Genomic DNA, 24,626 nt, shown 5'->3' on the forward strand with positions numbered 1-24,626 from the left:
CACGCGCAGGCGAGGCGCACGCGGCCCCGGCACCTGCGGGCGTGGCAGCTTCGGCAGTGGCATGGTCGGTCCCCCTGATCGGATCGTGCTCTTTCTTTTCTCTCCCCTCTTGCCGTAACGATCGGCGACGCCGATCAGTTCGCGGAAATGTCCGGTGTCCAGGCAGCCAGCAGCAGTGACTCGGCCGCCGCCGACGCGTACACCGCCGCCGCCAGCCAGGCCAGGGCGAACTTCTCAGGATCGGCGGGCAGCAGCCGCCCCAGGACATCGTGGCGCCGGTCCGCCGCCGCCTCCGCCAGGGCCCGTACCCGCTCCGCGCCGGTAGTGAGGCCCACCGCCCGCAGCCTGCGCGGCAGTTCCCCGTCCGCCGAGACGGCGGTCACCGCCCGGCCTCCCGCCACCGCGCGGTCCACCGTTCCGCGCAACAGCTCCAGTTCGATCGGAAGCGCGGGCGGCGCGGCGGCCATCGGCAGGGTTGGGGGCGTGGCGGGCTCCTGTGCCGGGGCCGGTACGGCGGGGAAGTGCGACCGGTTGAGCCGCCGCAGCCCCAGATCCGCCCGGACCGGCTCCCCGTCGTGGCCCGTCCAGGACGCCGCCAGCACCTGCACCCGGTCGGGCCGGTCCGGCACGAGCCGGGCGATCAGCCGCAGCGCCTGCCCGGGCCGTCCCGCGAACAGCCGGAGGTTCTCGGCGTACGGGAGTTCAGGCCGCTCGTCCGGCGCCGACAGCCGCAGTATCGGGCCGCCCGACACGACAAAGCCGGCGCCGGTGCACACCCCGTCCAGGAACAGCAGATCGCCGCCCGCCGCCCGGGCATCGGCGGGCTCGGCGAACCAGCGCAGCGCCGCCGCCAGTTGCCCGGCGGGCGCCCGCTCCCAGAGCGCGGCGAGCGGTGCCTCGTACCACCCCGCCCCCGTGGCCCGTACGGAACGGACCTGCGCGCCGCCACCGATCCGGCCGTCCGGTGAGACCGTCGGCGCCGTCAGGATCACCCCGCCGCCGTCCCCCAACTCCCGCAACGGAAGCGCGCACCCGCCCGGCACCGGCGTACCCGACGCCTGAAGCGCCCGCTCCGGTCCGCCGGGCGCGACATCCGAGACCGTACGGAGCGTGCCGTCCGGCACGACGGCGTACACCGTCGCCCCCGCGTACCCGGACGTGGTCACCACCGGCTCGGTGAACAGCCCGTACAACCGGAGCGGCCCCTCCGGCCGGTAACTCCTGCGCGCCGGGGAGAGAGCCTCGGCCGGCCGGCGCACCAGATCCAGCAGCTCCGCCAGCTCCGCGGAGAGCGCCGGCAGCCGGAACGCCGGGTCGTCCGAGCGCGCCTCGGCCAACTGCCCCGCGATCCGGACCGCGGTCGCGGCGGGACGGTACAGCCCGGCCAGCCGCGCCGAGTGCGCGGCATGCAGCAGCTCCGCGCGATGCACGGCACCGGAACCGGCGACACCCGCGACAAGAACGGCCGTCACGGCAGCCCGCAGAGCGTCGAGCGCGGTGGACTGGACGGGCGTGAGGACGGGCTCGCCGGGAGCCTCGGGCGCGACCGTCCCAAGAGCCGTGGCCTGGGGAGCGGCGGCCCGGTCCTTCGGCACGTCCTCGTCAGCCGCTTCTTCCGCCTCTGCCTTACCCGCTGAGACTTCTTCCACCGCGAGGGGAGCGCTGGAGAGAACGGCCGCGCGGTGCAGACAGGCCGGAGCCAGCAGACAACTGCACACCGCGTCGTCCGCGCCGGCCACAATCCCGGCCGTGACCTTGAGCGTCACCGCTGTGTCGTCCGCGACCCGTACCAGCACACCGTCCGGATGCGCCTCCACCGGCCAGTCGGCGGCCTTGGCCACCGCTCCGTCCACTCGCTTGCGCAGCCGCGCGGGCAGCAGATCGAGCGCGGCGGCGGCCACCTCGGCGGTCACCGGCGGCAGTACCGCCGTGGCATCGGTCATCGGTGCGCACCTCCCACGCGTTCGCCGACCCAGCGGGCCAGCTCCAAGGGGCTCAGCGCCGCGACCGGCATCCCCGCCCCCACCAACTGGCCCGCCACACCGGCCGAATAGCGCGGCCGTCCCTCGTCGTCCAACGAGGCGCAGCCCAGCACATGACACCCGGCGTCGACCAGCGCCCGTACCTCCGAGAGCAGCGGGGAGACCGGACCGCCCTCCTCGAAGTCGCTGATCAGCACCACCAGCGTGCGGGACGGTACGGTCACCAGGCCCCGGGCGTGGCGCAGCCCGCGCGCGATGTTCGTACCGCCGCCGACCCGGACCTCAAGCAGCAGGCCCAGCGGATCGTCCACCTGGTCCGTGAGGTCGAGCACCTCGGTCGAGAACGCCACGAAGTGCGTACTCACCGCGGGCACTCCGGCCAGTACGGAGGCGGTGAGCGCGGCCCAGATCGTCGAGGCCTCCATCGACCCCGACACATCGACGACCAGGACCAGCCGCCAGTCGGCCGCCTTGCGGGCGCGCGTACGGAACACGGGCCGCTCGGGCAGAACCGTCACCGAGCCGGTGTCCGGGTCGCGGCGGGCGGTCGCCAGATTCGCGCGCAGCGTACGGGCGAGATCCAGCGGGCCGCCGGGGCGGCGGGTGGGGCGCGGATGGGAGAGCCCGGTGAGCGCGGGGCGCATCCGGTTGGCCAGCGCCTCGGTCAGCTCGGCCACCAGCCGGGCCACCAGGGGCCGCAGTCGGGCGAGCTGATGCTCGGGGAGCCCGCCGGCGTACGAGAGGACCGTACGCAGCAGCTCCACGGACGGCCGCGCCGAGGCCGGGTCCAGCTCCAGGGCGGCGTCGATCCGGCCCGCGTCGGCGGCAGCGGCGAGCACCTCCTCGCGCACGCCGGGCCCGAACAGCGCGGTCAGCTCCTCGGACCAGGCCCGGACATCGGGATACGACGGCCCGTCCCCGCCCCTGGACCCGCCGGTGTCCCGCTCCTCGCCCCGCGATCCCTCGCCGTGTCCGTATCCGTACAGTTCGTCCAGCGCCCCGGCCAGCCGGGCCGCCCGGCCGCCCAGCCCCCGCCCTCGCCCGAGCAGCAGCCGCCACCGCTCGCCGGGGGCGAGACCCTCGGGTATGGCACGGTCCTTGGTAACGGGTACGGCCGCCTGTCCGGCCCCGGTTTGCACGCCTCCGGGCGAGGCGATGGCCGCGACCGGCCTTACGGCCTTGTCATGAGCGCTGTTCGCGGCCCCGGCGGGTGGCGTGTGCGAGGTGTCGGGCGGCTGCGCCAAGCCCCGTACCGCCAGGGCCTCCCGGCCCGCCAGATCCGCCGAGGCGAGCAGGGCCAGGGCCGCCGGGTCGGCCAGGGAGGCGGGGAGCGCGCCGGCGGCGAGGCCGGTGCGGTCCTCGACCATGGTGAGCAGACGGGACCGGGCGGCGGGGGAGAGGGTGTCGAAACCCGCGCGCAGAGCGGGCAGCCGGTCCAGGAACGGCCGGTCAGGAAGGGCCTCGATCCGCTCCAGCAGCGGGTCCAGCGCGGGGCCCGTCTCCAGCAGCGGGCCCGCCGCCAGCAGGGCACCGCTCAGGAAACCGGCCAGGTCGGCGCGGACCTCGGGCGTCGTCGCGCCGTCCACACGGGACGCCAGCCGGGTGCCGAACTCCCCAGCGTGCCGGTGCCCCAGCAACACCCGCGCCGCTCCGGCCGCGCCTCGGATCAGGGCGGTTCCCTCCGCGTCGAGCCGGGCCAGCGCGTCAGCCAGCCGCAGGCCCCCGCCGAGCGCCGAGGAGGCCCTGTCCGCCAGCGAGACCAGCGCCCGCGCGTCCGCGGGGTCCGTGGAACCGGCCAGCCCGTCCAGCGCGCGGACCCCGGCCGCGGCCAGCTCCTCGTACGCCGCGTCGAGCGTGGCCCGCTCCCACTCCGGGGGCAGCCCCGGCAGATGTCCTGAGCCGATCCGGTCCAACAGGGCCAGGCCCGCGAGCAGTTCGGGCAGGGTGCCGGTGGCGGGCAGCAGACCGGCGGCCTCGGCGAGCCGTTCGGCGGCGAGCGCGGGCAGTCCGCAGCGCGCCGCCTCCTCCAGTCCCGTGAGCACCTCGGCTGCCGTGGGTCCGCCGGCCCGGCGCTCCGTCGCCCACCGCCGACGGAGCACCCCGGCCGCCGCCTGATCGAGCGTCACCCCGTGGACGCCCGCCACATCGAGCATCGCCGCCGTCGACGGAGACCAGGCCACGGCCCACCGCGTGGACAGCGCAGCGGCGTCGCCCACGCCCGCCACATCGGTCTCCTCGCCGTACGGCACACGGCAGACCGCCAGCCTGCGCAGACACAGCTCCCGCCGCCGGTCCAGATCGCCGCGGTGCGCGTCGAGGCGCAGCTCCCGCCGCTCAGGAGCGGCGGGTGTGGGCAGCGACAGCGCGCCGAGCAGGGCCTCGACGGCCGGTCCGAGCCCCGAGCGGGGCGTGCCGGGCGCGAGCCGGCCCTGCCGCGTTCCGACCAGGACCTTCTCCATCGCGGCGGCCACGACCCGGCCCCGCCCGAACAGCTGCCCCTGGGTGAGCACGGTCTGCGCCGCCTCCGTCAGCTCCCCGCGCCCTGCCGCGGGCAGCCCGCGCAGCGCCGCCAGATCCCTGGCGACCCGTACGACCTCCCGGGCATCGGCCGGGCCGCTCGGATGCCCCTCGTCCCGTACCGCCGCGCAGATCCGTACCGCGGTCGCGGTCAGCAGCTCGTCCAGCAGCACCGGATCGCCCGCGGCGCGATAGACCCCCCGCTGCCACTCGGGGTCCTTGATCCCGGCCGGATACCCCGACCGCTCGTCCAGCAGCGCGTACGAATACGGCACCAGCGAGGTGACCACCTCCTCACCGGCCGTATCCGACTTGGACCTGCGGCCGTTCCGGCTCACCACGTGCGGTTCGGCCGCGGCCGGGCTGTCCGCGGCTTCGTCAGAAGCCGCCTCCGGCAGCAGCGCGGGCGCGTGGAACGCGCCGATCAGCGCCGCCGCGCGCCGGCCCCTGTGCGTGGCCAGCGCGCGACGCATGTTCGCCTCGCGGCGCAGGTCGTACGGGTCGACCGCGCCCGCGTCGGTCCGCAGCGCCCAGCCGACCAGCAGCGCGGCACGGCGCAGGGCCTCCGGGCCCGAGCCGGGTGCGGCCGACTCGACCAGGCGGTCCCACAGATCGTCCCCGGGCCGTCCGCCGGCCCGGGCCCGCAGCGCGGCGGCGAGCGTCCCGCCCGTCGAGCCCTCCCGTTCCCGCGCTTCCGGCCCCGGCGGCGCGGACGCCTCCTCCCGGGCCGCCAGCGGCAGATCGAACGGTACGACCTCCACCCCGGCGTCCCGCGCCCAGCGGATCGCCGCCAGCTCCGGCGAGAACTCCGCGAACGGCAGGAACACCAGCCCGCCCGACGCGTCCCCCGGGCTGCCCGCCAGAGCGACCGGCGGCACCGTCTCCGGGGCGGCGAGATGCGGCAGCCAGGGCGCGAACTCCTCCGGCAGCTCGATGAACAGCACCTCCGGCGCCGCCTCCGCCAGCATCGCCGGTACGGCCGCGGCCAGCGCCGGGGAGTGATGCCGTACCCCGATCAGATACGGCTCCCGGCACCCCGCGAGCCCGGCCAGCGCCCCCTCGACCGCCCCCTCGCCCGGCGTTCCCGCGAGGCCTCCGGCGTCCGGGGCGACTATCGCGTCCGGCGTATCCGGGGCATCCGGCGCGGCGACAGCACCCGCCGCGTCGGGGGCCGCCACGGCCACCCGCTCATCCCAGCTCATGGCGCAGCTCCCACAGTGTCCGCCAGAGCGGAGCGCCCGCCTCCGCCCGGCGGCGCACCGGACCGTCCCAGTAGCCCAACAGCCGCGCGTGGTCTGCCGGATCGTCCTTGCGCACCGTGCCGAGCAGATGGCCGGGCAGCGTACGGACGACATCCCGCCCGTCGCTGAGATATGCCGCGCCCAGCGCCATCGAGGTGGCCACATGGACCGCCTCCGCCGTCGACATCACCGTCGAGGGGCGCTCGATCTCCCAGCCCTCCGCGCTCCGGCCCGTCCGCAGATCCCGGAACGCGGTGACCAACGCCTGGAGCACCGTGTCGTCGACCGAGAACACGGCCCCGCCGCGTGCCAGCGCCGCCGTCGCCTGGCCGCGCACCAGCGCGGTCTCCGCGTCGATGTCGTCGATCGGCCCGACCGTCTCGAAGTTGAACCGCCGCTTCAGGGCGGCGGACATCTCGGAGACACCCTTGTCCCTGAGGTTGGCGGTCGCGATCAGGGTGAAGCCGGGCACGGCGTGCATCGTGCCGTCACCGCCCTCCGGGCCCTCGACTCCCGCCAGTTCGGGTACGGACATCCGGCGCTCGGAGAGGAGCGAGACGAGCGAGTCCTGCACCTCGGGCAGACAGCGGGTGATCTCCTCGATCCGCGCGACCGCCCCGCGGGTCATGGCCGTGAGCACCGGGGAGGGCACCAGGGCCTCCCGGCTGGGCCCCTTGGCGAGGAGCATCGCGTAGTTCCAGCCGTACCGGAGCTGGTCCTCCGTGGTGCCCGCGGTGCCCTGCACGGTGAGCGTGCTCGTACCGCACACCGCCGCCGACAGCAGCTCCGAGAGCATCGACTTTGCGGTGCCCGGCTCACCGACGAGCAGCAGCCCGCGCTCGCCCGCCAGCGTCACCACACACCGCTCCACCAGGGCGCGGTCCCCCACGAACTTACGCGATATCACCAGCTCCTCACCGCCCGGCGCCCGCAGCGGCCCGCCGTCGGTGCCACAGACGAAGAGCACCACCGCGCGCGGTGTGAGCCGCCAGCTCGGCGGGCGGGGGCCACGGTCGTACGACTCCAGGAACGCAAGCTCTGCCGCGTACCGGTCCTCCGGCAGCTCAAGCTGCCGCCCGGGCCGCGCCGCCGCCCCCGCCCCGGCTTCCGTCACATCCATCGCATCCGTCGACGAATCCTGATCCGCTGCCATATCCGCTGTCCCCGTTCCTGTCTTCGTCGTCATCGCCTGCTCCCTCGGCCGCCGCGGCCCTGGAACTCCTCGAACCCCGGCGCATCGCCCTCCACGATTCGCTGCCACGCGGCCTCGTACAGCCCGGGCACCGGCCGGTCCGGCACCACGAAGCCCGGCCGGTCCCAGGGCACCAGCTCCGTCTTCCAGTTCTCCGACGGCAGCCGCGGTGTCCGCTGCTCCAGCCAGCCGCCGGGCAGGAAGAGCGTCCGCCCGGCCCGTGCCCGCTTGGCCTCCACCACCAGGTTGGTGGCGGCCAGTTCGGCCCGGGCCTTCTTCAGCCGGGCCGGCTTCCACCCCGTCCACGCGGCCTGGTGACGGTCGGTCGGGTCGGGCAGCGCGAGCAGCATCAGATAGAGCGCCGCCGCGTCCTCCGACAACTCGAACCGCTTCGCCGCCTCAACCACCAGTTCCGGAACGCTGAGGTTGGGGTTCTGCGGCGCTCCCGGCGGGCCGTCCGCCGACACCAGCTTCATGAACTCCTCGCTCAGCAGCGCCCGCAGCGCCTCCAGCGCCGGAGCCGGGCCCGCGGTCGCCACCAGCAGCTTCAGATCCGGATGGTCCGGACCCCACTCGCCGGCCTCGTTCGCGCCGGCCGCCGGCAGCAGGGCCGAGGGCCGTACCCAGACTGAGTCCCAGTCCCGCCCGTACCGCGTCGGTGTCAGCACCAGCACCGACGACAGCTCGACGATCTCCTTCTCGTCGCCACCGCGTTTCGGCGCCAGTCCGTACGCCTCGCGCAGCCGCGGTGACACGGCTTCGTACGCGGAGTCCCGGTCGACCCGCAGGTCGAGCAGCAGACCGGGATCGGCCAGCCGCTCCCGCAGCATCCGCACCGTCAACGGCAGGACCGCGCGCAGCGGGTCGCCGTACGGCAGCCGGTACGCGAGCCAGCGCAGCGAGCCGACCATCGAGTCGAGCAAGGACCCGGTCAGCGCCAGGCGCGGATCCGCCGTCTCCAGCGAGCCGTCGACCATGCGCTGTTCGGTACGGCCCGTGAGCTGTGGCTGCCACTCGGGGTTGAGCGTGTCGTTCACGGTGGTGCCGGCGCCCTGCTCGGTCACCATCTGCCGGACCAGCCAGGGCGGGGTGGGCCGACGCTTGCCCCGCGCCGCCGTCCAGGCGCCCACCAGCGGCTCCATCGCGAAGCCCGTGGTCCACAGATCCGCCACCCCATCCGGCTCGGCGGGCAGCAGCAGGGCGGTGAACGCCCGCCGCTCCTCGACACTCAGCGAGCTCAGCGTGCCGGCCGCCACCTGCGCCTCCGCGCTCTTCGCGCCCAGCGGCTCCAGATACTCCGCGGGCAGCACATCCCGGTCCGGGGAGTAGTCCAGACCGGGGGAGCCGAGGTGGAACAGGGCTCCGGCTGCCGGGGTGATCCCGACCCGCTCCGCGAAGTCCACCGCCCGCTCCGGCCGGTACGGCAGCGGCCCGCGCTCCCGTACCAGCTCCACCAGCCGCCGTACCGCCGGTGCCCGCACCGGGTCGTCCGCCGCGCCCAGCACCTCGGACTCGGTGATCAGGGTCCCGTCCCAGCCGCCGAACACCCCGGCCGGGTCGTACTCGACGCACTGCCAGTCCGCGTCATCGTCCTCCACCGCCAGTTGGCCGAGGATCAGCAGCCGCCGGGCCCCCGCGTGCCGCACCTCGCCAATGAATGTGGCCTCGGCGGAGCCGGGAATCCGCAGCTCCAGCAGGCGCAGCCGCCCACGCGGGTCGATCAGGAGCGCCCCACCGTCGCTGTCACTCTTACCGTCGGGCGTCCGCACCGCCAGCGCCGAGTCCAGGAACTCCAGGAGCGCGGCCCGGTGCTGATCGGAGGTGACGGGGGAGGCGGCGCGCAGCGCGAGCGCCGCCATGCCAGGCCCGCACACGCTTATCCAGGTCCCGCTCGCGTCCCGGAGAGCGAGGGGCCCCGGAACCGCGTCCGCCGCCAGCATGCGCGGCAGGACCCGGATCTGTTCGAGGACCATCGCGCTCTGCTTCGACGGCTGGTGGTAGTAGTAATACCGATGCCTCGGAAGGGTGAAGCCATGGAACGCCTTGCCCAGAACGCCGTCGAAGGCGTGCCGGACCTTCGCTTCCGCTGACGGGTCCGAGCCCTGCCGGGCCTCCGCGGCCCGTTCGGCGAGGGTGCCGATCCGCCGGGCGTGCCGGGCCGCCTCGGCCAGCACTCCGGCGACACCCGCCACCAGACGCGTGTGAGTGATCTCCGGCAGCAGCTCGCGCACGGCCGCCTCCGCGGTCTTCCCCGCGGCGACAGCGGCCAGCAGCTTCCGGGCGTCCTCCTCGGTCACCGCGCGCAGCGCGGCCGAACCCCGCTCGTCGCGCGGCCGCAGCGCGTGCCAGTAGGCCAGCGGCGCCACCAGGGGAGTGCCCTCCGCGTACACGCCACCGTGGCTGCCTTCCTCCACCTGCGCCAGGTGGAGGCCCTCCGCGTCGTGCAGGGCGACCGAGGCCGTGAATCCGCGCGTCTCGCGCGGGTGCAGCGCGGCCCCGCCGGGCAGCCGCAGCGGCGGTACGGGAAGACCGGAGCTGAAGTGCTCCATCCGCGCCCCCGGCGGCACCGGCACGGCCGGGCTGCGGCTGCCGTCCACCGAACAGGCCGTGAGTGTCCGCTCCTTGGGGTCGTACGTCACCCACCAGCCGAGCAGCCCGTCCTTGGTGCCGAACGGCGAGCCTTCCAGGCCCGGTTGTACGGGAAGGAGCCGGCAGGCCCGCTCCAGCAGCCGTACTCCGCTGCCGGCCGGAACCGAATCCAGGGCCGAGTCGAAGAAGGCGGGCACCGAGATCCGGCCCCTGCGGGCCGACTCCGGGTCGTACTCCCACCACTGGTTCTCGTGCAGCACCCAGAGGGAGATGCCGTCGGAGGCGACCTGGCGGCGCTCCCCGGCGAACGACGTGTCCCCCGCGTACACCGGCCGGCCGCCGTAGCACCGGCCACCGTCCGGCAGTTCGAGCGACGGTGTCTGGGCGTCGGTCCAGTGGTCGTGCAGCTCGCCCGCGGGCTTGAACACCTCGCCGGGACGGCCCGACCACAGGGCACGCCGCTCGTCGCCCTGGCCGTTGGCGATCAGCCACTGGCCGCCCGCGTACCGGACCGTCGTCGTGTCCCAGGTCTGGGTCGGTTTCACCGGCAGGGGCAGGGTCCGCTGGTCGGTCACGGCGGTGGGCCCGACCGCCGCGACCTGGGTGTCGACCCGGACGAGCAGGGACGGCCAGGCGTCCCGCACCCGGTACCACTTCTCGTTGCGGTTGTAACGCTGCCCCGACGCTGCCCGGTTGACCTTCCCGAGCCCCGGCAGCGCCTCTTCCAGCGCGGGCCAGCCCAGCTCGTCGAGCAGGCCCGCCCGCAGCGTCCTCGCCAGGGCGGGAGCGGGCGAGACCGCCGTGATCCTGGCCACCGCCTCGGGCGCTGTGGCCAGCACGGACGGTGCGGAGAACCGGGCCAGCCGCTCCAGCAGCCTGTCCATCCCGGGCAGTCCGAGGGGCCTCGACAGATCGTCGGCCCGCTCCTCCAGCCAGCCCGCGAGCGCGCCGCGCAGAGCGGGGTGTTCGAGGACCTGGCCGAGCTGTTCGGCGGCGTCGCCGCCGTCGGCGAGCCTCTCCACGCCCATACGGACCAGCCGGGTGAACCGGGGGTCGGCGGTCAGCGCGGCCAGATCCCTGCGCCCCTCCTGCTCGTCGCCGAGCCAGTCGTCCAGCTCCAGGCCCCGGCTCGCCTCGGGCGGATCGGCGACCGGCACTCCCCAGGCCAGACAGGCGTCGAGCAGATCCAGATCGGCCGTGACGCGCCAGCCGTAGCCGCCGAGCAGCCGTACGGATGTGCCGTCGGCCACCAGCCGGACCACCAGCCGCTCCACCAGGGCCAGTTCGGCGGCGAGCCGCTTGGAGGAACCCCAGCCGCGCTGCCGGTGCCTGGCCCACGACGACAGCCACTCGGCCGCCGGAACCGTCCCGTCCACCAGCAGCTCGACCGCCCCGCACCGGTCCAGCAGGGCCAGCCAGGAGGCGTCGAACTGCTCCGGATGGTCTCCGCCCGCGGCCGGAAACAGCGCGAGCAGCCGCTCCCGCACCGCCCGGTCGTCCGCCGCGATGGCGCTCAGGGCGGGCAGCGCCGACTTCCAGAAGCTCGCCGCCGCGCGGTTCATCGGCCCGGTGTGGATGATCTCCGCGAGCAGCGCCTGCTCCTCGGCCGCCGCGTCCAAGCCCGCGCTCTTCGCGAGGCGCCGCAGATCCTCCAGCATGCCCGCGTACGGGGCGAGCCCGGCCGCGCACCGTTCCAGCGAGACGGCCTTGAACTGTCCGTACGCCTCCTCGGCCGACAGCCGTTCCGTCAGTCCCTTGGCGTGTTCGCGCAGGGACTTGCCGGTCAGCGCGCCGGCCCCGGCGAACTCCAGGAAGACCTCCCGCAGCCGGTCCTCATCCACCGCGAGCGCGTGCCGCTGCTCGGCCGCCCGCGCCTTGCCGAAGAACACGGACGCCTGTTGACGGGACTCGACCGCCAGGAAGAGCCGCGCCACCTGTTCGTAGTAGGTGGGCAGAAAATGCGGTACGGAACGGTCGAGGCGTTCGCCGATCTCGTCGAACCCCTCTTTCGCCAGGCCCGGTTTGGTGGTGACGAGCCGGGCGAGCCGCTCCATCTCCTTGACCACGGCGAGCGCGTGATGTCCGTTCTCCGGGTCGTGCACCAGCGCCCAGGCGGGGAAGCCCAGCGACTGCCGCTTGACCCGGCCGACCTCGACCGCCTCCGCCGCGCCGAACCCCAGATACTCCAGGGCGAGGTCCTCGGCCGCCCCGATCGCCCCGGGCACCAGCCGGACCACCGTCCGCTCGTCCAGGGCGGGATGGGCGTACGCGCGTGCCGTCAGCACATCGCCCTCGCCACCCCCGGACCCCGCGGTGCCCCCGGAACCTCCAGCACTCCCGCGACCCGCAGCGCCGCCGGCAGTCGTGGTGCTCCCAGCGCCACCGAGCGGCAGCACCGCGCCGGTCTCCAGCAGAGCCCTCTCCCGGGCCTTTACCGCCCGGGTCTCCCCGTCCCGTACTTCTGTGTCCGGCAGAGTGCCGTCCACCAGTCGACCGTTCACCGCGCCCCCTCCTCGTCGTTCTCGACCACACGGCCCGCGTACACCAGCGCGGCCATCCGCTCGCCCTCCGACCAGGCGACCGGCCCCACTTCGGCGAGCGGCAGCCGCCGCCCCGCCCCGTCACGCCACTCCAGCGAACCGGTCAGCGTCTCCCCGTCCGGATAGTCGTCCCCCACCCAGTACGCCGCCTCGACCTGCCGGCCCTCCTCCACCAGCGGGCAGACCGCATAACCGCCGCGCACCCGGTAACCGAGCGAGACCGCCCTGGTCGTGGCATGCCGGAGCTGCGCGAACTTTCCATCGGCGTACGCACGCCAGTCCTGCGCCGCCGCGCTCCCGGGCGCGTCCTCGGCCGGTGCCGGCCGCCGCCACACCTCGCGGAACAACTGCTCGGCGCCCTGCTCCACACCCAGCTCGGCCGCGAACTCCCGCAGCTCCCCCAGGTCTTCGAGCAGCACCGGATGAGGTATCAGCACCGTCTCCACCCCGGCCGGATCCAGCCGCACCGAGTCCCCGTCCAGATCGACGATCCCCAGCCCGCGCACCGGATCCGCATCCCGCAGAAAACCCGCCCGCGCCGAGTCCGCCGAGCCGTCCCCGGCCACCGGCGCCACCACCAGATCCCGCAGCGCCGACTGCCATGCGGAGTCCGGCCACACCCGCGCCAGCAGCGCCACCGGCACCGGCAGCGAACGCACCAGCCAGGTGTCGACCTGCTCCCGGCACTCCCGCTCATGCCGCTCCAGCCACTCGGCCAACTGCCGCAGCCGTACAACCTCGGTGTCGTCCTTGAGCTTCGACGGCACCTGTTTCAATATGCGGCCCGCGGCATTGCGACACAGCACCCGCGTGCCGTCCAGTGCGACGGCATACCCGCCCGACGTCTCGATCCAGCCCATGGCAGGACCCCTCCCCGACCTTCCGGTTCCGAACGGTCATCACAGTAGGTGACGGGTCTGACAACGCTCATCCGAAGCCTGTGAGGCTGTGGAAAACCTCCGTCACGGCTGCGCAACGGCCCGGCAACCGGGGCCCGGCAGGATCGCCCCATGACCACCCAGGACCGGCCCGCGAACGACATCGACGACCATGGATCCGCAGGTCCCAGCCTTGTCGTCGTCGCTCACGGCAGCCGCGATCCGCGCACCCCGGCGACCGTCACCACGCTCCTCGACCGGGTCCGCGAACTGCGCCCCGGTGTGGACGTACGCCTCGGCCATCTCGGCATCGACGAGCCCCTGCTCTCCGACGCCCTCGCCGGCTTGGGCACCGGCCGGGCCGTCCTCGTACCGCTGCTGCTGAGCCGTGGCACCCACATCAAGCGCGACCTGCCGGCCGCCGCAGCGTCCGCGCCCCGGCTCCGCACCCGGATCGCCGCGCCGCTCGGCCCGCATCCCCTGTTGGTAGAGGTGCTCTACGCGCGGTTGGCCGAAGCGGGCTGGCGAATGGACGCCACAAGTGAAAGCCGTGGTTCCGCCGGCGCTCCGGGTGCCGGTACCGGTAGGGGTTCTGGTGCCCGTACGAGACGAGGCGGCGCCGCGGTCGTCCTCGCCGCCGCCGGATCCCTCGACCCGGAATCCGCCGCGGACACCCGGCGTACGGCCGCGCTGCTCAGCGAGCGGCTCGGCGGTGTGCCGGTCGTTCCGGCGTACGCGTCCGCCGCCTCGCCGACCGTCCCCGAAGCCGTCCGCGCGCTCGCCGCCAGGGGCTACCACCGGACCGCGGTCGCCTCGTACTTCACTGCCCCCGGTCACTTCGCGACCCGCAGTGCCGCCGCCGCGCCCTGGATTGCTGCCGCCCCGCTGGGCGCGCATCCGGCGATGGCCCGGCTGCTGCTCCACCGTTACGACCAGGCGCGCGACGCCCCGTACGACACGCCCCACCGCCACCTGGCCTCCGCCTGAGCCCAGCCTTCGAAGGTCTCGAAGCTGGCTCGTCGGCCGCCTCAAACCCCGCACACCCGCCAATCCGCCACCTTCCACCACCTTCCTCACCAGTCCCGGGTAACCGCCCCGCCGCCCCTCGGACCCCCGTACGCCACCCGCTCCGGTTACCTTCGGTGCATGGCAGGCAGAGCGGGCACATCGGGCACCTATGACGGGGCGGCCACCGAACGCTGGGCACCCGAGCCCGACAAGCGTCCGGGCCGTACCGCCTTCCAGCGCGACCGCGCGCGCGTGCTGCACTCCGCCGCGCTGCGCCGGCTCGCGGGCAAGACTCAGGTGGTCACCCCCGGATCGCGCAGCCAGGAGTGGGACGCCAGCCCCCGGACCCGGCTGACCCACTCCCTGGAGTGCGCGCAGGTCGGCCGTGAGCTGGGCGCCGCTCTCGGCTGCGACCCGGATCTCGTCGAAGCGGCCTGTCTCGCTCATGACATGGGCCATCCGCCCTTCGGTCACAACGGTGAACAGGCCCTCAACGACTTCGCCGCGGACTGCGGCGGCTTCGAGGGCAACGCGCAGTCGCTGCGCCTGCTCACCCGGATCGAGCCCAAGCGGTTCGTCCGCTTCAAGGAGACGGGCGACCTGGTCAGCGTCGGCCTCAATCTCACCCGCGCCACCCTGGACGCCGCCACCAAGTACCCCTGGCCGCGCGGCGCCCACCCCACCCAGCCCGGCTCGCTGAAGTTCGGGGTGTACGAGGACGACCTGCCCGTCTTCGGCTGGGCCCGCAAGGACGCCCCGGCGGACCGTATCTGCTTCGAGGCGCAGGTCATGGACTGGTCCGACGATGTCGCGTACTCGGTCCACGACTTCGAGGACGGGCTGCACGCCGGCCATGTCGACCCCGCCGCGCTCTCCTCCGAGACGGAGCGGCACGGGATCTGGACGGTGGCGATCGGCCGGTATGTGGCACGGGACACCGATCCGGCGGAGCTGTCCGCCGCGCTCGACCGCCTTATGGACCAGGAGTGGTGGCCGCGCGGCTATGACGGCTCCGCCGTCGCGCAGTCCCGCCTCAAGGACGCTACCAGCCAGCTCATCGGCCGGTTCTGTCTGGCCGCCGAGGCCGCCACGCGCGAGGCGTACGGTACGGGGCCGCTCACCCGGTACGGCGCCGAGCTGGTCGTCCCGCGCGGGGCGCGCCTGGAGTGCGCGGTCCTCAAGGCCGTCGCCGACCGCTATGTCATGCAGCGCGCCGAGCAGGAGGCGCTCCGCGCCGACCAGCGGATCGTTCTGGCGGAGCTGGCCGAGGCGCTCACGGCCCGCGCTCCGGAGGGACTCGATCCGCAGTTCCGGGCACTGTTTGAATCGGCCGAGGGCGACCGGGCGCGCAAGCGGGTCATCGTCGACCAGATCGCGTCCCTCACGGACGCGTCGGCCCGCTCCCTGCACGCGGGACTCACCGGCCGCGCCTGACGGAACCGGCCCGCGCGCATCCCACGCGGCTCCCGCGCATCATGGACGGGTGACGCTCGTGGTCGGGCGACATGCGCCCCTCATGCCTCACCGCTCCAGGTCCGCGCCTGTACGAAGGTAGCCGGATCAAGCAGTGATATACGCCCGTGGAGCTCCCTCTTTCGCCATCACGCTCCGTGCGGGACGCTCGCAGATGGCGGCAGCGCGAAGAGGAGGCATCAAGTGGTCGACGCACATCAGACTTTTGTCATCGTCGGCGGTGGGCTGGCCGGGGCGAAAGCCGCGGAAACCCTTCGTTCGGAGGGTTTCACCGGCCGGGTGATCCTCATCGGCGACGAGCGCGACCACCCGTATGAACGTCCGCCGCTCTCCAAGGGGTATCTCACCGGCAAGGAGGGCAGGGACAGTGTCTTCGTGCACGAGCGCGCCTGGTACGCGCAGGCCGAGATCGAACTGCACCTCGGCCAGACCGTCACCTCCATCGACCGCGATCTGCGGTGCGCGCATCTCGGCGACGGCACCTCCGTGCGCTACGACAAACTGCTCCTGACCACCGGCGCCGAACCGCGCCGCCTCGACATCCCGGGCACCGATCTCGCCGGGGTCCACCATCTGCGCCGGCTCGCCCACGCGGACCGGCTGCGCCAGACACTGACCGCCCTCGGCCGGGACAACGGCCATCTCGTGATCGCCGGCGCGGGCTGGATCGGTCTGGAGGTCGCGGCCGCGGCGCGCGGTTACGGCGCCGAGGTCACCGTCGTCGAGACCGCGCCGACCCCGCTCCACCATGTCATCGGCCCCGAGCTGGGGCAGCTCTTCACCGAACTGCACCAGGAGCACGGCGTACGGTTCCACTTCGGCGTCCGGCTCACCGAGATCACCGGCCAGGACGGCATGGTCCTGTCCGCCCGTACCGACGACGGCGAGGAACACCCCGCCCACGATGTGCTCGCAGCCATCGGCGCCGCCCCGCGCACCGCGCTCGCCGAGGCCGCCGGACTCGAACTCGCCGACCGCGCCCTGGGCGGCGGTATCGCCGTGGACACCGCCCTGCGCACCTCCGACCCGGACATCTACGCGGCCGGTGATGTGGCCGCCTTCCCGGTCACCGGCTGGGGCGGCACGCTGTCCGTACCGCGCGTACGGGTCGAGCACTGGGCAAACGCCCTCAACGGCGGCCCCGCCGCCGCCCGTGCCATGCTCGGCCAGGACGTCAGCTACGACCGCGTCCCCTACTTCTTCTCCGACCAGTACGACCTCGGCCTGGAGTACTCGGGTTGGGCGCCGCCCGGCTCGTACGACCAGGTGGTGGTGCGCGGCGATGCCGGAAAGCGCGAGTTCATCGCCTTCTGGCTGAAGGACCGCAAGGTGCTCGCCGGGATGAACGTCAATGTCTGGGACGTCACCGAGGACATCCAGCGGCTGGTCCGCTCCGACGAGCCGCAGGACCCGGACGCCCTCGCCGACCCGGCCGTCCCGCTCGGATCTCTCGGTTCGCCCGGAGCCGGCACAGAGGGCCGCACCCGCCACGGCTGACCGGCGTCGGCCGCTCAGGTCCGCGCGCCCCCGTAGTATTCACGCGTGGCAGGCAGGATCAACGATGACGACGTAAAGGCGGTGCGGGACGCCGTCCCGATCGACGCCGTCGTGTCCGACTACCTCCAGCTACGCAGCGCGGGCGGCGGCAATCTCAAGGGGCTCTGCCCCTTCCACGACGAGAAGTCCCCCTCCTTCCAGGTCAGTCCGGGCAAGGGTCTCTTCCACTGCTTCGGCTGCCAGGAGGGCGGGGACACCATCGCCTTCGTCATGAAGATCGACCATCTCTCCTTCTCCGAGACGGTCGAGCGGCTCGCCGCGCGCGCGGGCATCACCCTCCGGTACGAGGAGGGCGGCTACAACCCGGCGAGCCAGCGCGGCGAGCGCACCCGGCTGGTCGAGGCGCACAAGATCGCCGCCCAGTTCTACGCGGAGCAGCTCGGCGGCCCGGAGGCCGAGATCGGCCGTACGTTCCTGGCGGAGCGCGGCTTCGACCAGGCGGCGGCCGAGCACTTCGGCGTCGGCTACAGCCCGGCCGGCTGGGACCATCTCACCCGCTATCTGCGCGGCCGGGGATTCACCGACAAGGAACTGCTGCTCTCGGGGCTCTCCCAGGACGGCCGCCGCGGCCCGATCGACCGCTTCCGCGGCCGGCTGATGTGGCCCATCCGCGATATCTCGGGCGAGGTGGTCGGCTTCGGCGCGCGCAAGCTCCGCGAGGACGACAACGGGCCGAAGTATCTGAACACCCCCGAGACCGCGATCTACAAGAAGTCCCAGGTGCTGTACGGCGTCGACCTGGCCAAGAAGGACATCGCCAAGTCCAGCCGGGCCGTGGTCGTCGAGGGCTACACCGATGTGATGGCCTGTCATCTCGCCGGTGTCACCACCGCCATCGCGACGTGCGGCACTGCCTTCGGCGGCGACCACATCAAGATCCTCCGGCGGCTGCTGATGGACAACGGCAGCGCCCGGGTGATCTTCACCTTCGACGGGGACGCGGCCGGCCAGAAGGCCGCGCTGCGCGCCTTCGAGGACGACCAGAAGTTCGCCGCCGAGACCTATATCGCCATCGCCCCGGACAATATGGACCCGTGCGAGCTGCGGCTCGCCAAGGGCGACGAAGCCGTACAGGACCTGGTCGAACCGCGCACGCCGCTCTTCGAGTTCGCGATCCGCCAGATCGTCTCGCGGTACGACCTGGAGACCCCGGCGGGGCGCGCGGCGGCACTCGACGAGGCCGCGCCGATCGTCGCGCGGATCAAGAACGGCGCCTCGCAGCACGAGGTCGCGGTCCAGCTCGCGGGCATCCTCGGCATCCTGGACACCCAGTTCGTGGTCACGCGCGTGGCCCGGGTCGCACGCTGGGCGCGCGACCGCGGGGGCAGGGGGCCGGCGCAGGGGCCCGGCGCGCGCTCCGGAGCGCAGCCGCCCGAGAACCGGCCGCAGCAGGGCGCGGCAGGAGCCGGCGCGTACGGGCCGGGGCCCGCAGGACCGGCCGTGTCCGGGCCAGCGCTCAATCTGCGCAGCCCCGCCCACCGCACCGAGCGCGAGCTGCTGAAGCTCGCGCTCCAGCGTCCCGAACTGGTCTCCCCGGCCTTCGACGCGTACGGGGAGGACGAGTTCACCGCCCCGCCGTACGCCGCCGTACGCCGTGCCATAGCGGAGGCCGGCGGCGCCGAGCAGGGGCTGGCGTCCGCGCCGGAGTATCTGGCCCGGGTCCGTGAGGCCGCGCCGAACGACTCGGTGCGCGCCATGGTCACCGAGCTGGCGGTCGAGGTGTTCCACGGCAAGACGATCGACGAGATCTACGCGGGGGACCAGCTCGTGCAGGTACGGCTGCGCGCCGTCGACCGGCGCGTCCGCGAGGTGACCGGCACGCTGACCCGGCTCGGCACGCATGCGGCGCCGGACCACCTCGCCGCCGTACAGAACGAACTGTGGGTGCTCCAGCAGTACGGCCAGTCGCTCCGCGCCCAGGGCGCCGCCGCACTCTAGTGCCCTCCCGGCGACGTTTGCCCGGCCGCTCGCCCCGTATCCCCGTACCGCCTCGTGATCCCCGTACCGCCGCGCGTCGGCCTTCCGGGCGCCTCACCGCCGACGTACCCATGCACTGACGCACCCCCGGCGCACCCCCCTCGTACACCCTTCGCCCCCCTTGCGCGCCCCCCTCGGTAACGGCACGGTTACGCCTGGGACGCAGAAAGTCACCGCACGCCCCTCGTGACAGCCATGTGTCGTACCCCACACTGGGGTGCGGTGCCTGAGTTCTTCCGGAGCGCGGCCGGCCTGCCGACGGTGGGCGCCTCACCCCCGCGGATCCGCTCATTGTGTACGGGACGGAGCAGGGCCCGGCCGCCTCCGTCCCGCTGCCGTACGCCCCCGAACCGGCAGCGATCACCTTGGAGGTCGCCCCCCGTGCAGACCCAGACCCCGACTCCCACCCTGACCGTGCCACCGGACCTGCCCATGAAGTCGCCGCAGAACGCGGCCCCGGACCTGGCTCCGGCCGAGTTCGCGGTGGGCGTTCCGCCCCAGAGCCGCGCGGCGCACCACCCGGAGACGGCCGAGGCAGCCGCCCCGGATCCGCTCAGCGAGGGTGAAGGCCCCCTCCACGAACGCGAAGAACGCGAAAGCTCCCTGAGAGACGACTCGTTCCGCGAGCGTGAACACCCTCTCCGCGAAGACCTCGTGGAACTGCCCGAGGAGAGCCCCCCGCCTCCGCCGCGTGGCAGCGCACGCGCCGACACCGGCGGTCCCTCCTCCGACCTCTTCCGCCAGTATCTGCGCGAGATCGGCCGCGTACCGCTGCTCACCGCCGTCGAGGAGGTGAACCTCGCCCGGCGCGTCGAGGCTGGTCTCTTCGCCGAGGAGAAGCTGAGCGGCGCCGCCGATCTGGACTCCCGGCTCGCCGTCGACCTCGACCGGCTCGTCGTCCTCGGCAGAATGGCCAAGCGCCGGCTGATCGAGGCGAATCTCCGGCTCGTCGTCTCCGTGGCCAAGCGCTATGTCGGCCGCGGCCTGACCATGCTCGATCTCGTCCAGGAGGGAAACCTGGGCCTGATCAGGGCGGTCGAGAAGTTCGACTACGCCCGCGGCTACAAGTTCTCGACGTACGCGACCTGGTGGATCCGGCAGGCCATGTCCCGGGCGCTGGCCGACCAGGCCCGTACGATCCGCGTCCCGGTCCATGTCGTCGAGCTGATCAACCGCGTGGTGCGGGTCCAGCGCAGAATGCTCCAGGAGCGCGGCTACGAACCGACCCCCGAAGAGGTCGCCGCCCAGCTCGACCTCACCCCCGAGCGGGTCAGCGAGGTGCTGCGGCTCGCCCAGGAGCCCGTATCCCTGCACGCCCCGGTGGGCGAGGAGGACGATGTCGCGCTCGGCGATCTGATCGAGGACGGCGATGCCGCGTCCCCGGTCGAGTCCGCGGCCTTCCTGCTGCTGCGCGAGCACCTTGAGGCGGTGCTCTCCACCCTCGGCGAACGCGAACGCAAGGTGGTCCAGTTGCGGTACGGACTCGCCGACGGGCGGCCCCGCACCCTGGAGGAGATCGGCAGGATCTTCGGCGTGACGCGCGAGCGGATACGGCAGATAGAGTCCAAGACCCTCAGCCGACTCCGCGACCACGCCTTCGCCGACCAGCTCCGCGGCTACCTGGACTGAACAGCCGAAAGACCCGGAACCCGAACCCGGAACCCGAAAGACCCGAAAGACCCGGAACCCGAAGCCTCGAAGGCCCAAAAGCCGGGCGCCGCGCCCGTACCCCCGTCAAAGGGCGGTACGGACGCGGCGTCCCGGATCCCGTGGCCGTGCCGCGCCTCAGTCGACCTCCGCCACCGCCTGCGCGAACTGCGCCGCGTACAGCCGCGCGTACGCCCCCTCCGCCGCCAGCAGCTCGTCATGCGTGCCCTGTTCGACGATCGAGCCGTTCTCCATCACCAGAATCACATCCGCGTCCCGGATCGTGGACAGCCGGTGCGCGATCACAAAGCTGGTCCTGCCGTGCGCCAGCCGCGCCATCGCCTTCTGGATCAGCACTTCGGTACGGGTGTCCACCGAGCTGGTCGCCTCGTCGAGCACCAGGATCACCGGGTCGGACAGGAACGCCCGTGCGATGGTGATCAGTTGCTTCTCGCCGGCGCTGACCCCCGAGCCCTCGTCGTCGATGACGGTGTCGTACCCCTCGGGGAGCGTACGGACGAACCGGTCGGCGTGGGCCGCCCGCGCCGCCTCCTCGATCTCCTCGCGGGTGACCTCGCGCGACGCGCCGTACGCGATGTTCTCCGCGATCGTGCCGCCGAAGAGCCAGGTGTCCTGGAGCACCATGCCTATCCCGGACCGCAGTTCGGCGCGCGACATCCTGGATATGTCCAGGCCGTCCAGGGTGATCCGGCCGCCGGTCACCTCGTAGAACCGCATCAGCAGATTCACCAGCGTGGTCTTGCCCGCACCGGTCGGGCCGACGATCGCGACCGTCTGGCCCGGCTCCACCGACAGCGACAGATCGTCGATCAGCGGCTTTTCCGGCTCGTACCGGAACGACAGGTGCTCGATCTCCACCCGTCCCCGCTGCTTGCGCAGCCGCTCGACGGACGGCGCGTCGGGCTCCTGCTCCACCGCGTCCAGCAGCTCGAAGATCCGCTCGGCGGAAGCGACCCCTGACTGCACCAGGTTGGCCATCGAGGCGACCTGGGTCAGCGGCATCGAGAACTGCCGCGAGTACTGGATGAACGCCTGCACATCACCGATCGACAGCGTGCCCGAGGCGACCCGCAGCCCGCCCACGACCGCGATCAGCACATAGTTGATGTTGGAGATGAAGAGCATCAGCGGCTGCATGATCCCGCTGTTGAACTGCGCCTTGAAGCCGGCTTCGTAGAGCTGGTCGTTCTGCTCGCGGAACAGCTCGGCCGACTCGTCCTGCCGCCCGAAGACCTTCACCAGCGCATGCCCGGTGTACATCTCCTCGATATGGGCGTTGAGCGTGCCGGTGACCTTCCACTGCTGCACGAACTGCGGCTGCGACCGCTTGCCGACCTTCGCCGCGACGAACACCGACAGCGGTACGGTCACCAGCGCGACCAGCGCCAGCAGCGGCGAGATCCAGAACATCATCACCAGCACACCGACGATCGTCAGCAGCGAGTTGATGAGCTGGCCCATGGTCTGCTGCATGGTCTGCGAGATGTTGTCGACATCGTTGGTGACGCGGCTGAGCACCTCGCCGCGCGGCTGCTGGTCGAAGTACGAGAGCGGCAGCCGCGACAGCTTCGCCTGGACGTCCTCGCGCATCCGGTACACGGTGTTGTTGATGATCCGGATGGAGAGCCGCGTCGACACCAGCATCAGCAGCCCGGCCGCCACATAGATCACCAGGACCACCAACAGCACCTCGCCCACGGCGCCGAAGTCGATGCCGTGGCCGGGGGTGAAGTCGACCCCCGAAAGCAGATCGGCCAGGCCGTCGTCGCCCTTCGCCCGCAGCCCGTCGATGGTCTGCGCCTTGGAGACGCCCTCCGGGGTCTGCCGGCCGATCACGCCCGCGAAGATCAGGTCGGTCGCCCGGCCGAGGATCTTCGGGCCTATCACCGACAGCGCCACGCTCAGCACGATCGTGCCGAACATCCACCAGAGGGTGACCCGCTCCCGGGTGAGCTGCCGCAGCAGCCGTTTTCCGGACTCCTTGAAGTCCATGGACCGCTGGGTCGGACCCGCGGCCATCATCATGCGTCCGCCAGGACCGCTCATCAGGCAGCCTCCGCCTCGGTCAACTGGGAGAGCACGATCTCCCGGTATGTCATGTTCTCCGCCATCAGTTCGTGATGGCGGCCCGACCCGACGACCCGGCCCTCGTCCAGGACCACGATCCGGTCGGCGTCACGGATCGTGGAGACCCGCTGGGCGACGATCAGTACGGTCGCCTCCGCGGTCTCCCGCGCCAGCGCCGCGCGCAGCGCCGCGTCCGTCGCGTAGTCCAGCGCCGAGAACGAGTCGTCGAAGAGATAGATCTCCGGCCGCTGCACCAGCGTCCGCGCGATCGCGAGGCGCTGCCGCTGGCCGCCGGAGACATTCGTACCGCCCTGCGCGATGGGGGCGTTCAGCCCGCCCTCCAGACCGGTGACAAACTCCCGCGCCTGCGCCACCTCCAGCGCGTGCCACAGCTCCTCGTCGGTCGCGTCGGGATGGCCGTACCGCAGATTCGTCGCGACCGTCCCGGAGAAGAGATACGGCTTCTGCGGCACCAGGCTCACGGTCTTCGCCAGCAGCACCGGATCGAGTTCCCGTACGTCCTGCCCGTCGACCAGCACCTGCCCGCCGGTCGCGTCGAACAGCCTTGGGATGAGTCCGAGGAGTGTCGACTTGCCGCTGCCCGTCGAGCCGATGACGGCGGTCGTCTCGCCGGGCCTGGCGATCAGGGACACGTCCCGCAGAACGGGCTCCTCGGCGCCGGGGAAGCGGAACTCCGCGTTCCGCACCTCCAGATGACCGTGCCGGCGCAGCTCCCGTACCGGGTTCTCCGGCGGTACGACGCTCGACCTGGTGTCCAGCACCTCCTCGATGCGCTCGGCGCACACCTCGGCGCGCGGCACCATCATGAACATGAAGGTGGCCATCATCACGGCCATCACGATCTGCATCAGATACGCGAGGAACGCGGTCAGCGCGCCGATCTCCATCCCGCCGCTGTCGATGCGGTGCGCGCCGAACCAGACGACGGCGATCGACGACAGGTTCACCACCGTCATCACGGTCGGGAACATCAGCGCCATCAGCCGGCCGGTGGCCAGGGCGACATCGGTCAGCCCGGTGTTGGCCTCGCGGAAACGATCCTGTTCGTACTCGTCGCGTACGAAGGCCCGGATCACGCGGTTGCCGGTGATCTGCTCGCGCAGCACCCGGTTCACGGTGTCGAGCCGGGTCTGCATCGTACGGAACAGCGGCCGCATCCTCTTGACGATGAGGCCGACGGAGACACCGAGCAGCGGGACCACGGCGAGCAGCACCACGGAGAGCGGCACGTCCTGGCCGAGCGCCATGATGATGCCGCCGACACACATGATGGGCGCGGACACCATCAGCGTGAACGACATCAGGACCAGCATCTGCACCTGCTGGACGTCGTTGGTGGTACGGGTGATCAGCGAGGGGGCACCGAAGTGACCCACCTCACGCGCGGAGAAGCTCTGTACGCGCCCGAAGATGGCGGCCCGTACGTCACGGCCGAGGGCGGCGGCGGTCCGCGCGCCGTAGTAGACGGCGCCGATGTTGCAGATCACCTGGACCACACTGACGGCGATCATGATGCCGCCGAACTTCAGGATGTATCCGGAGTCACCCTTCACCACACCGCTGTCGATGATGTCGGCGTTGAGGGTGGGCAGATAGAGGGTGGCGCAGGTCTGCAGCAGCTGGAGCGCCACCAGCAGGGCTATGGGTCTCTTGTACGGGGCGAGATGGGCTCGAAGAAGTCGTAGCAGCACGCGCAGTCTCTCGGGGTCGGCGGCGGGACGGGGGCCGCGAGATCGGGGGGCAGAGGTCAGCCCCCATCTTGCGGCACGTCCGCCACGGAGCCCCAAGGATTTATGTCCAAGGACGGGTCAAGACACAGAACGGCCTGCCGGGCGCACAAAACCCTTCGGCCTCGCGCACCCCCGCGCCCCGCCGGCTTTCCCCCGCCCCGCCCCCGCGACCCGCTGACTTTCCCC

At 72.6% G+C, this 24,626-nt stretch carries 12 protein-coding genes; 5 read left to right on the top strand and 7 right to left on the bottom strand.

Translation table 11 applies throughout. From position 1 onward, the window contains the following. Window positions 1–134: 134 nt before the first annotated feature. The 5 genes from ACFU9P_RS09065 to ACFU9P_RS09085 all read right to left on the bottom strand — a co-directional run bounded on the left by ACFU9P_RS09065 (window position 135) and on the right by ACFU9P_RS09085 (window position 12,921). Window positions 135–1,943 (bottom strand): hypothetical protein, encoded by a 1,809-nt coding sequence (locus ACFU9P_RS09065; protein WP_384078397.1) that lies wholly within the window; start codon window positions 1,941–1,943, stop codon window positions 135–137. Further along, the gene (locus ACFU9P_RS09070; protein WP_384078398.1) at window positions 1,940–5,701 is read right to left on the bottom strand and encodes a DUF5682 family protein; all 3,762 of its coding nucleotides are present in this window, start codon (window positions 5,699–5,701) and stop codon (window positions 1,940–1,942) included. The genes ACFU9P_RS09065 and ACFU9P_RS09070 overlap by 4 nt, the downstream gene beginning before the upstream one ends. Further along, window positions 5,688–6,860 carry an AAA family ATPase gene (locus ACFU9P_RS09075; RefSeq protein ID WP_384078861.1) on the bottom strand — a complete coding sequence of 391 codons (1,173 nt, stop codon included), beginning with the start codon at window positions 6,858–6,860 and terminating at the stop codon, window positions 5,688–5,690. The genes ACFU9P_RS09070 and ACFU9P_RS09075 overlap by 14 nt, the downstream gene beginning before the upstream one ends. Before the next feature lie 62 nt (window positions 6,861–6,922). Beyond that, complete coding sequence (locus ACFU9P_RS09080) at window positions 6,923–12,022, bottom strand: hypothetical protein (RefSeq protein ID WP_384078399.1); 5,100 nt, start codon at window positions 12,020–12,022, stop codon at window positions 6,923–6,925. Next, window positions 12,019–12,921, bottom strand: coding sequence for a DUF4132 domain-containing protein (locus tag ACFU9P_RS09085; protein WP_376377144.1), 903 nt, complete (start codon window positions 12,919–12,921; stop codon window positions 12,019–12,021). Before ACFU9P_RS09085 ends, ACFU9P_RS09080 begins: the two co-directional genes overlap by 4 nt. A 150-nt stretch (window positions 12,922–13,071) precedes the next feature. Here ACFU9P_RS09085 and ACFU9P_RS09090 point away from each other — a divergent pair, with 150 nt between their 5' ends. From ACFU9P_RS09090 to ACFU9P_RS09110, 5 genes are all read left to right on the top strand, one after another. After that, window positions 13,072–13,926, top strand: coding sequence for a sirohydrochlorin chelatase (locus tag ACFU9P_RS09090; RefSeq protein WP_384078400.1), 855 nt, complete (start codon window positions 13,072–13,074; stop codon window positions 13,924–13,926). 159 nt (window positions 13,927–14,085) lie between these two features. Beyond that, window positions 14,086–15,381 (top strand): deoxyguanosinetriphosphate triphosphohydrolase, encoded by a 1,296-nt coding sequence (locus ACFU9P_RS09095; protein ID WP_384078401.1) that lies wholly within the window; start codon window positions 14,086–14,088, stop codon window positions 15,379–15,381. 222 nt (window positions 15,382–15,603) lie between these two features. Next, window positions 15,604–16,917, top strand: a complete 1,314-nt coding sequence (locus tag ACFU9P_RS09100; protein ID WP_384078402.1) for an NAD(P)/FAD-dependent oxidoreductase — start codon at window positions 15,604–15,606, stop codon at window positions 16,915–16,917. A 45-nt stretch (window positions 16,918–16,962) separates the two neighbouring features. Then, a complete protein-coding gene (gene dnaG, locus ACFU9P_RS09105; protein WP_384078403.1) occupies window positions 16,963–18,915 on the top strand; it encodes a DNA primase in 1,953 nt (650 codons plus the stop codon). A 321-nt stretch (window positions 18,916–19,236) separates the two neighbouring features. Then, on the top strand, window positions 19,237–20,583 hold the full coding sequence (locus ACFU9P_RS09110) for an RNA polymerase sigma factor (protein WP_384078864.1): 1,347 nt from the start codon (window positions 19,237–19,239) through the stop codon (window positions 20,581–20,583). Between the two features lie 156 nt (window positions 20,584–20,739). Here the strand turns inward: ACFU9P_RS09110 and ACFU9P_RS09115 are convergent, their stop codons facing one another. Both ACFU9P_RS09115 and ACFU9P_RS09120 read right to left on the bottom strand, forming a co-directional pair. Next, complete coding sequence (locus tag ACFU9P_RS09115; protein WP_376377154.1) at window positions 20,740–22,668, bottom strand: ABC transporter ATP-binding protein; 1,929 nt, start codon at window positions 22,666–22,668, stop codon at window positions 20,740–20,742. Next, window positions 22,668–24,401, bottom strand: coding sequence for an ABC transporter ATP-binding protein (locus tag ACFU9P_RS09120; protein ID WP_384078404.1), 1,734 nt, complete (start codon window positions 24,399–24,401; stop codon window positions 22,668–22,670). The genes ACFU9P_RS09115 and ACFU9P_RS09120 overlap by 1 nt, the downstream gene beginning before the upstream one ends. Window positions 24,402–24,626 lie beyond the last annotated feature (225 nt).

The sequence above is a fragment of the Streptomyces sp. NPDC057617 genome (genome assembly GCF_042800555.1).
GTDB lineage: Bacteria > Actinomycetota > Actinomycetes > Streptomycetales > Streptomycetaceae > Streptomyces.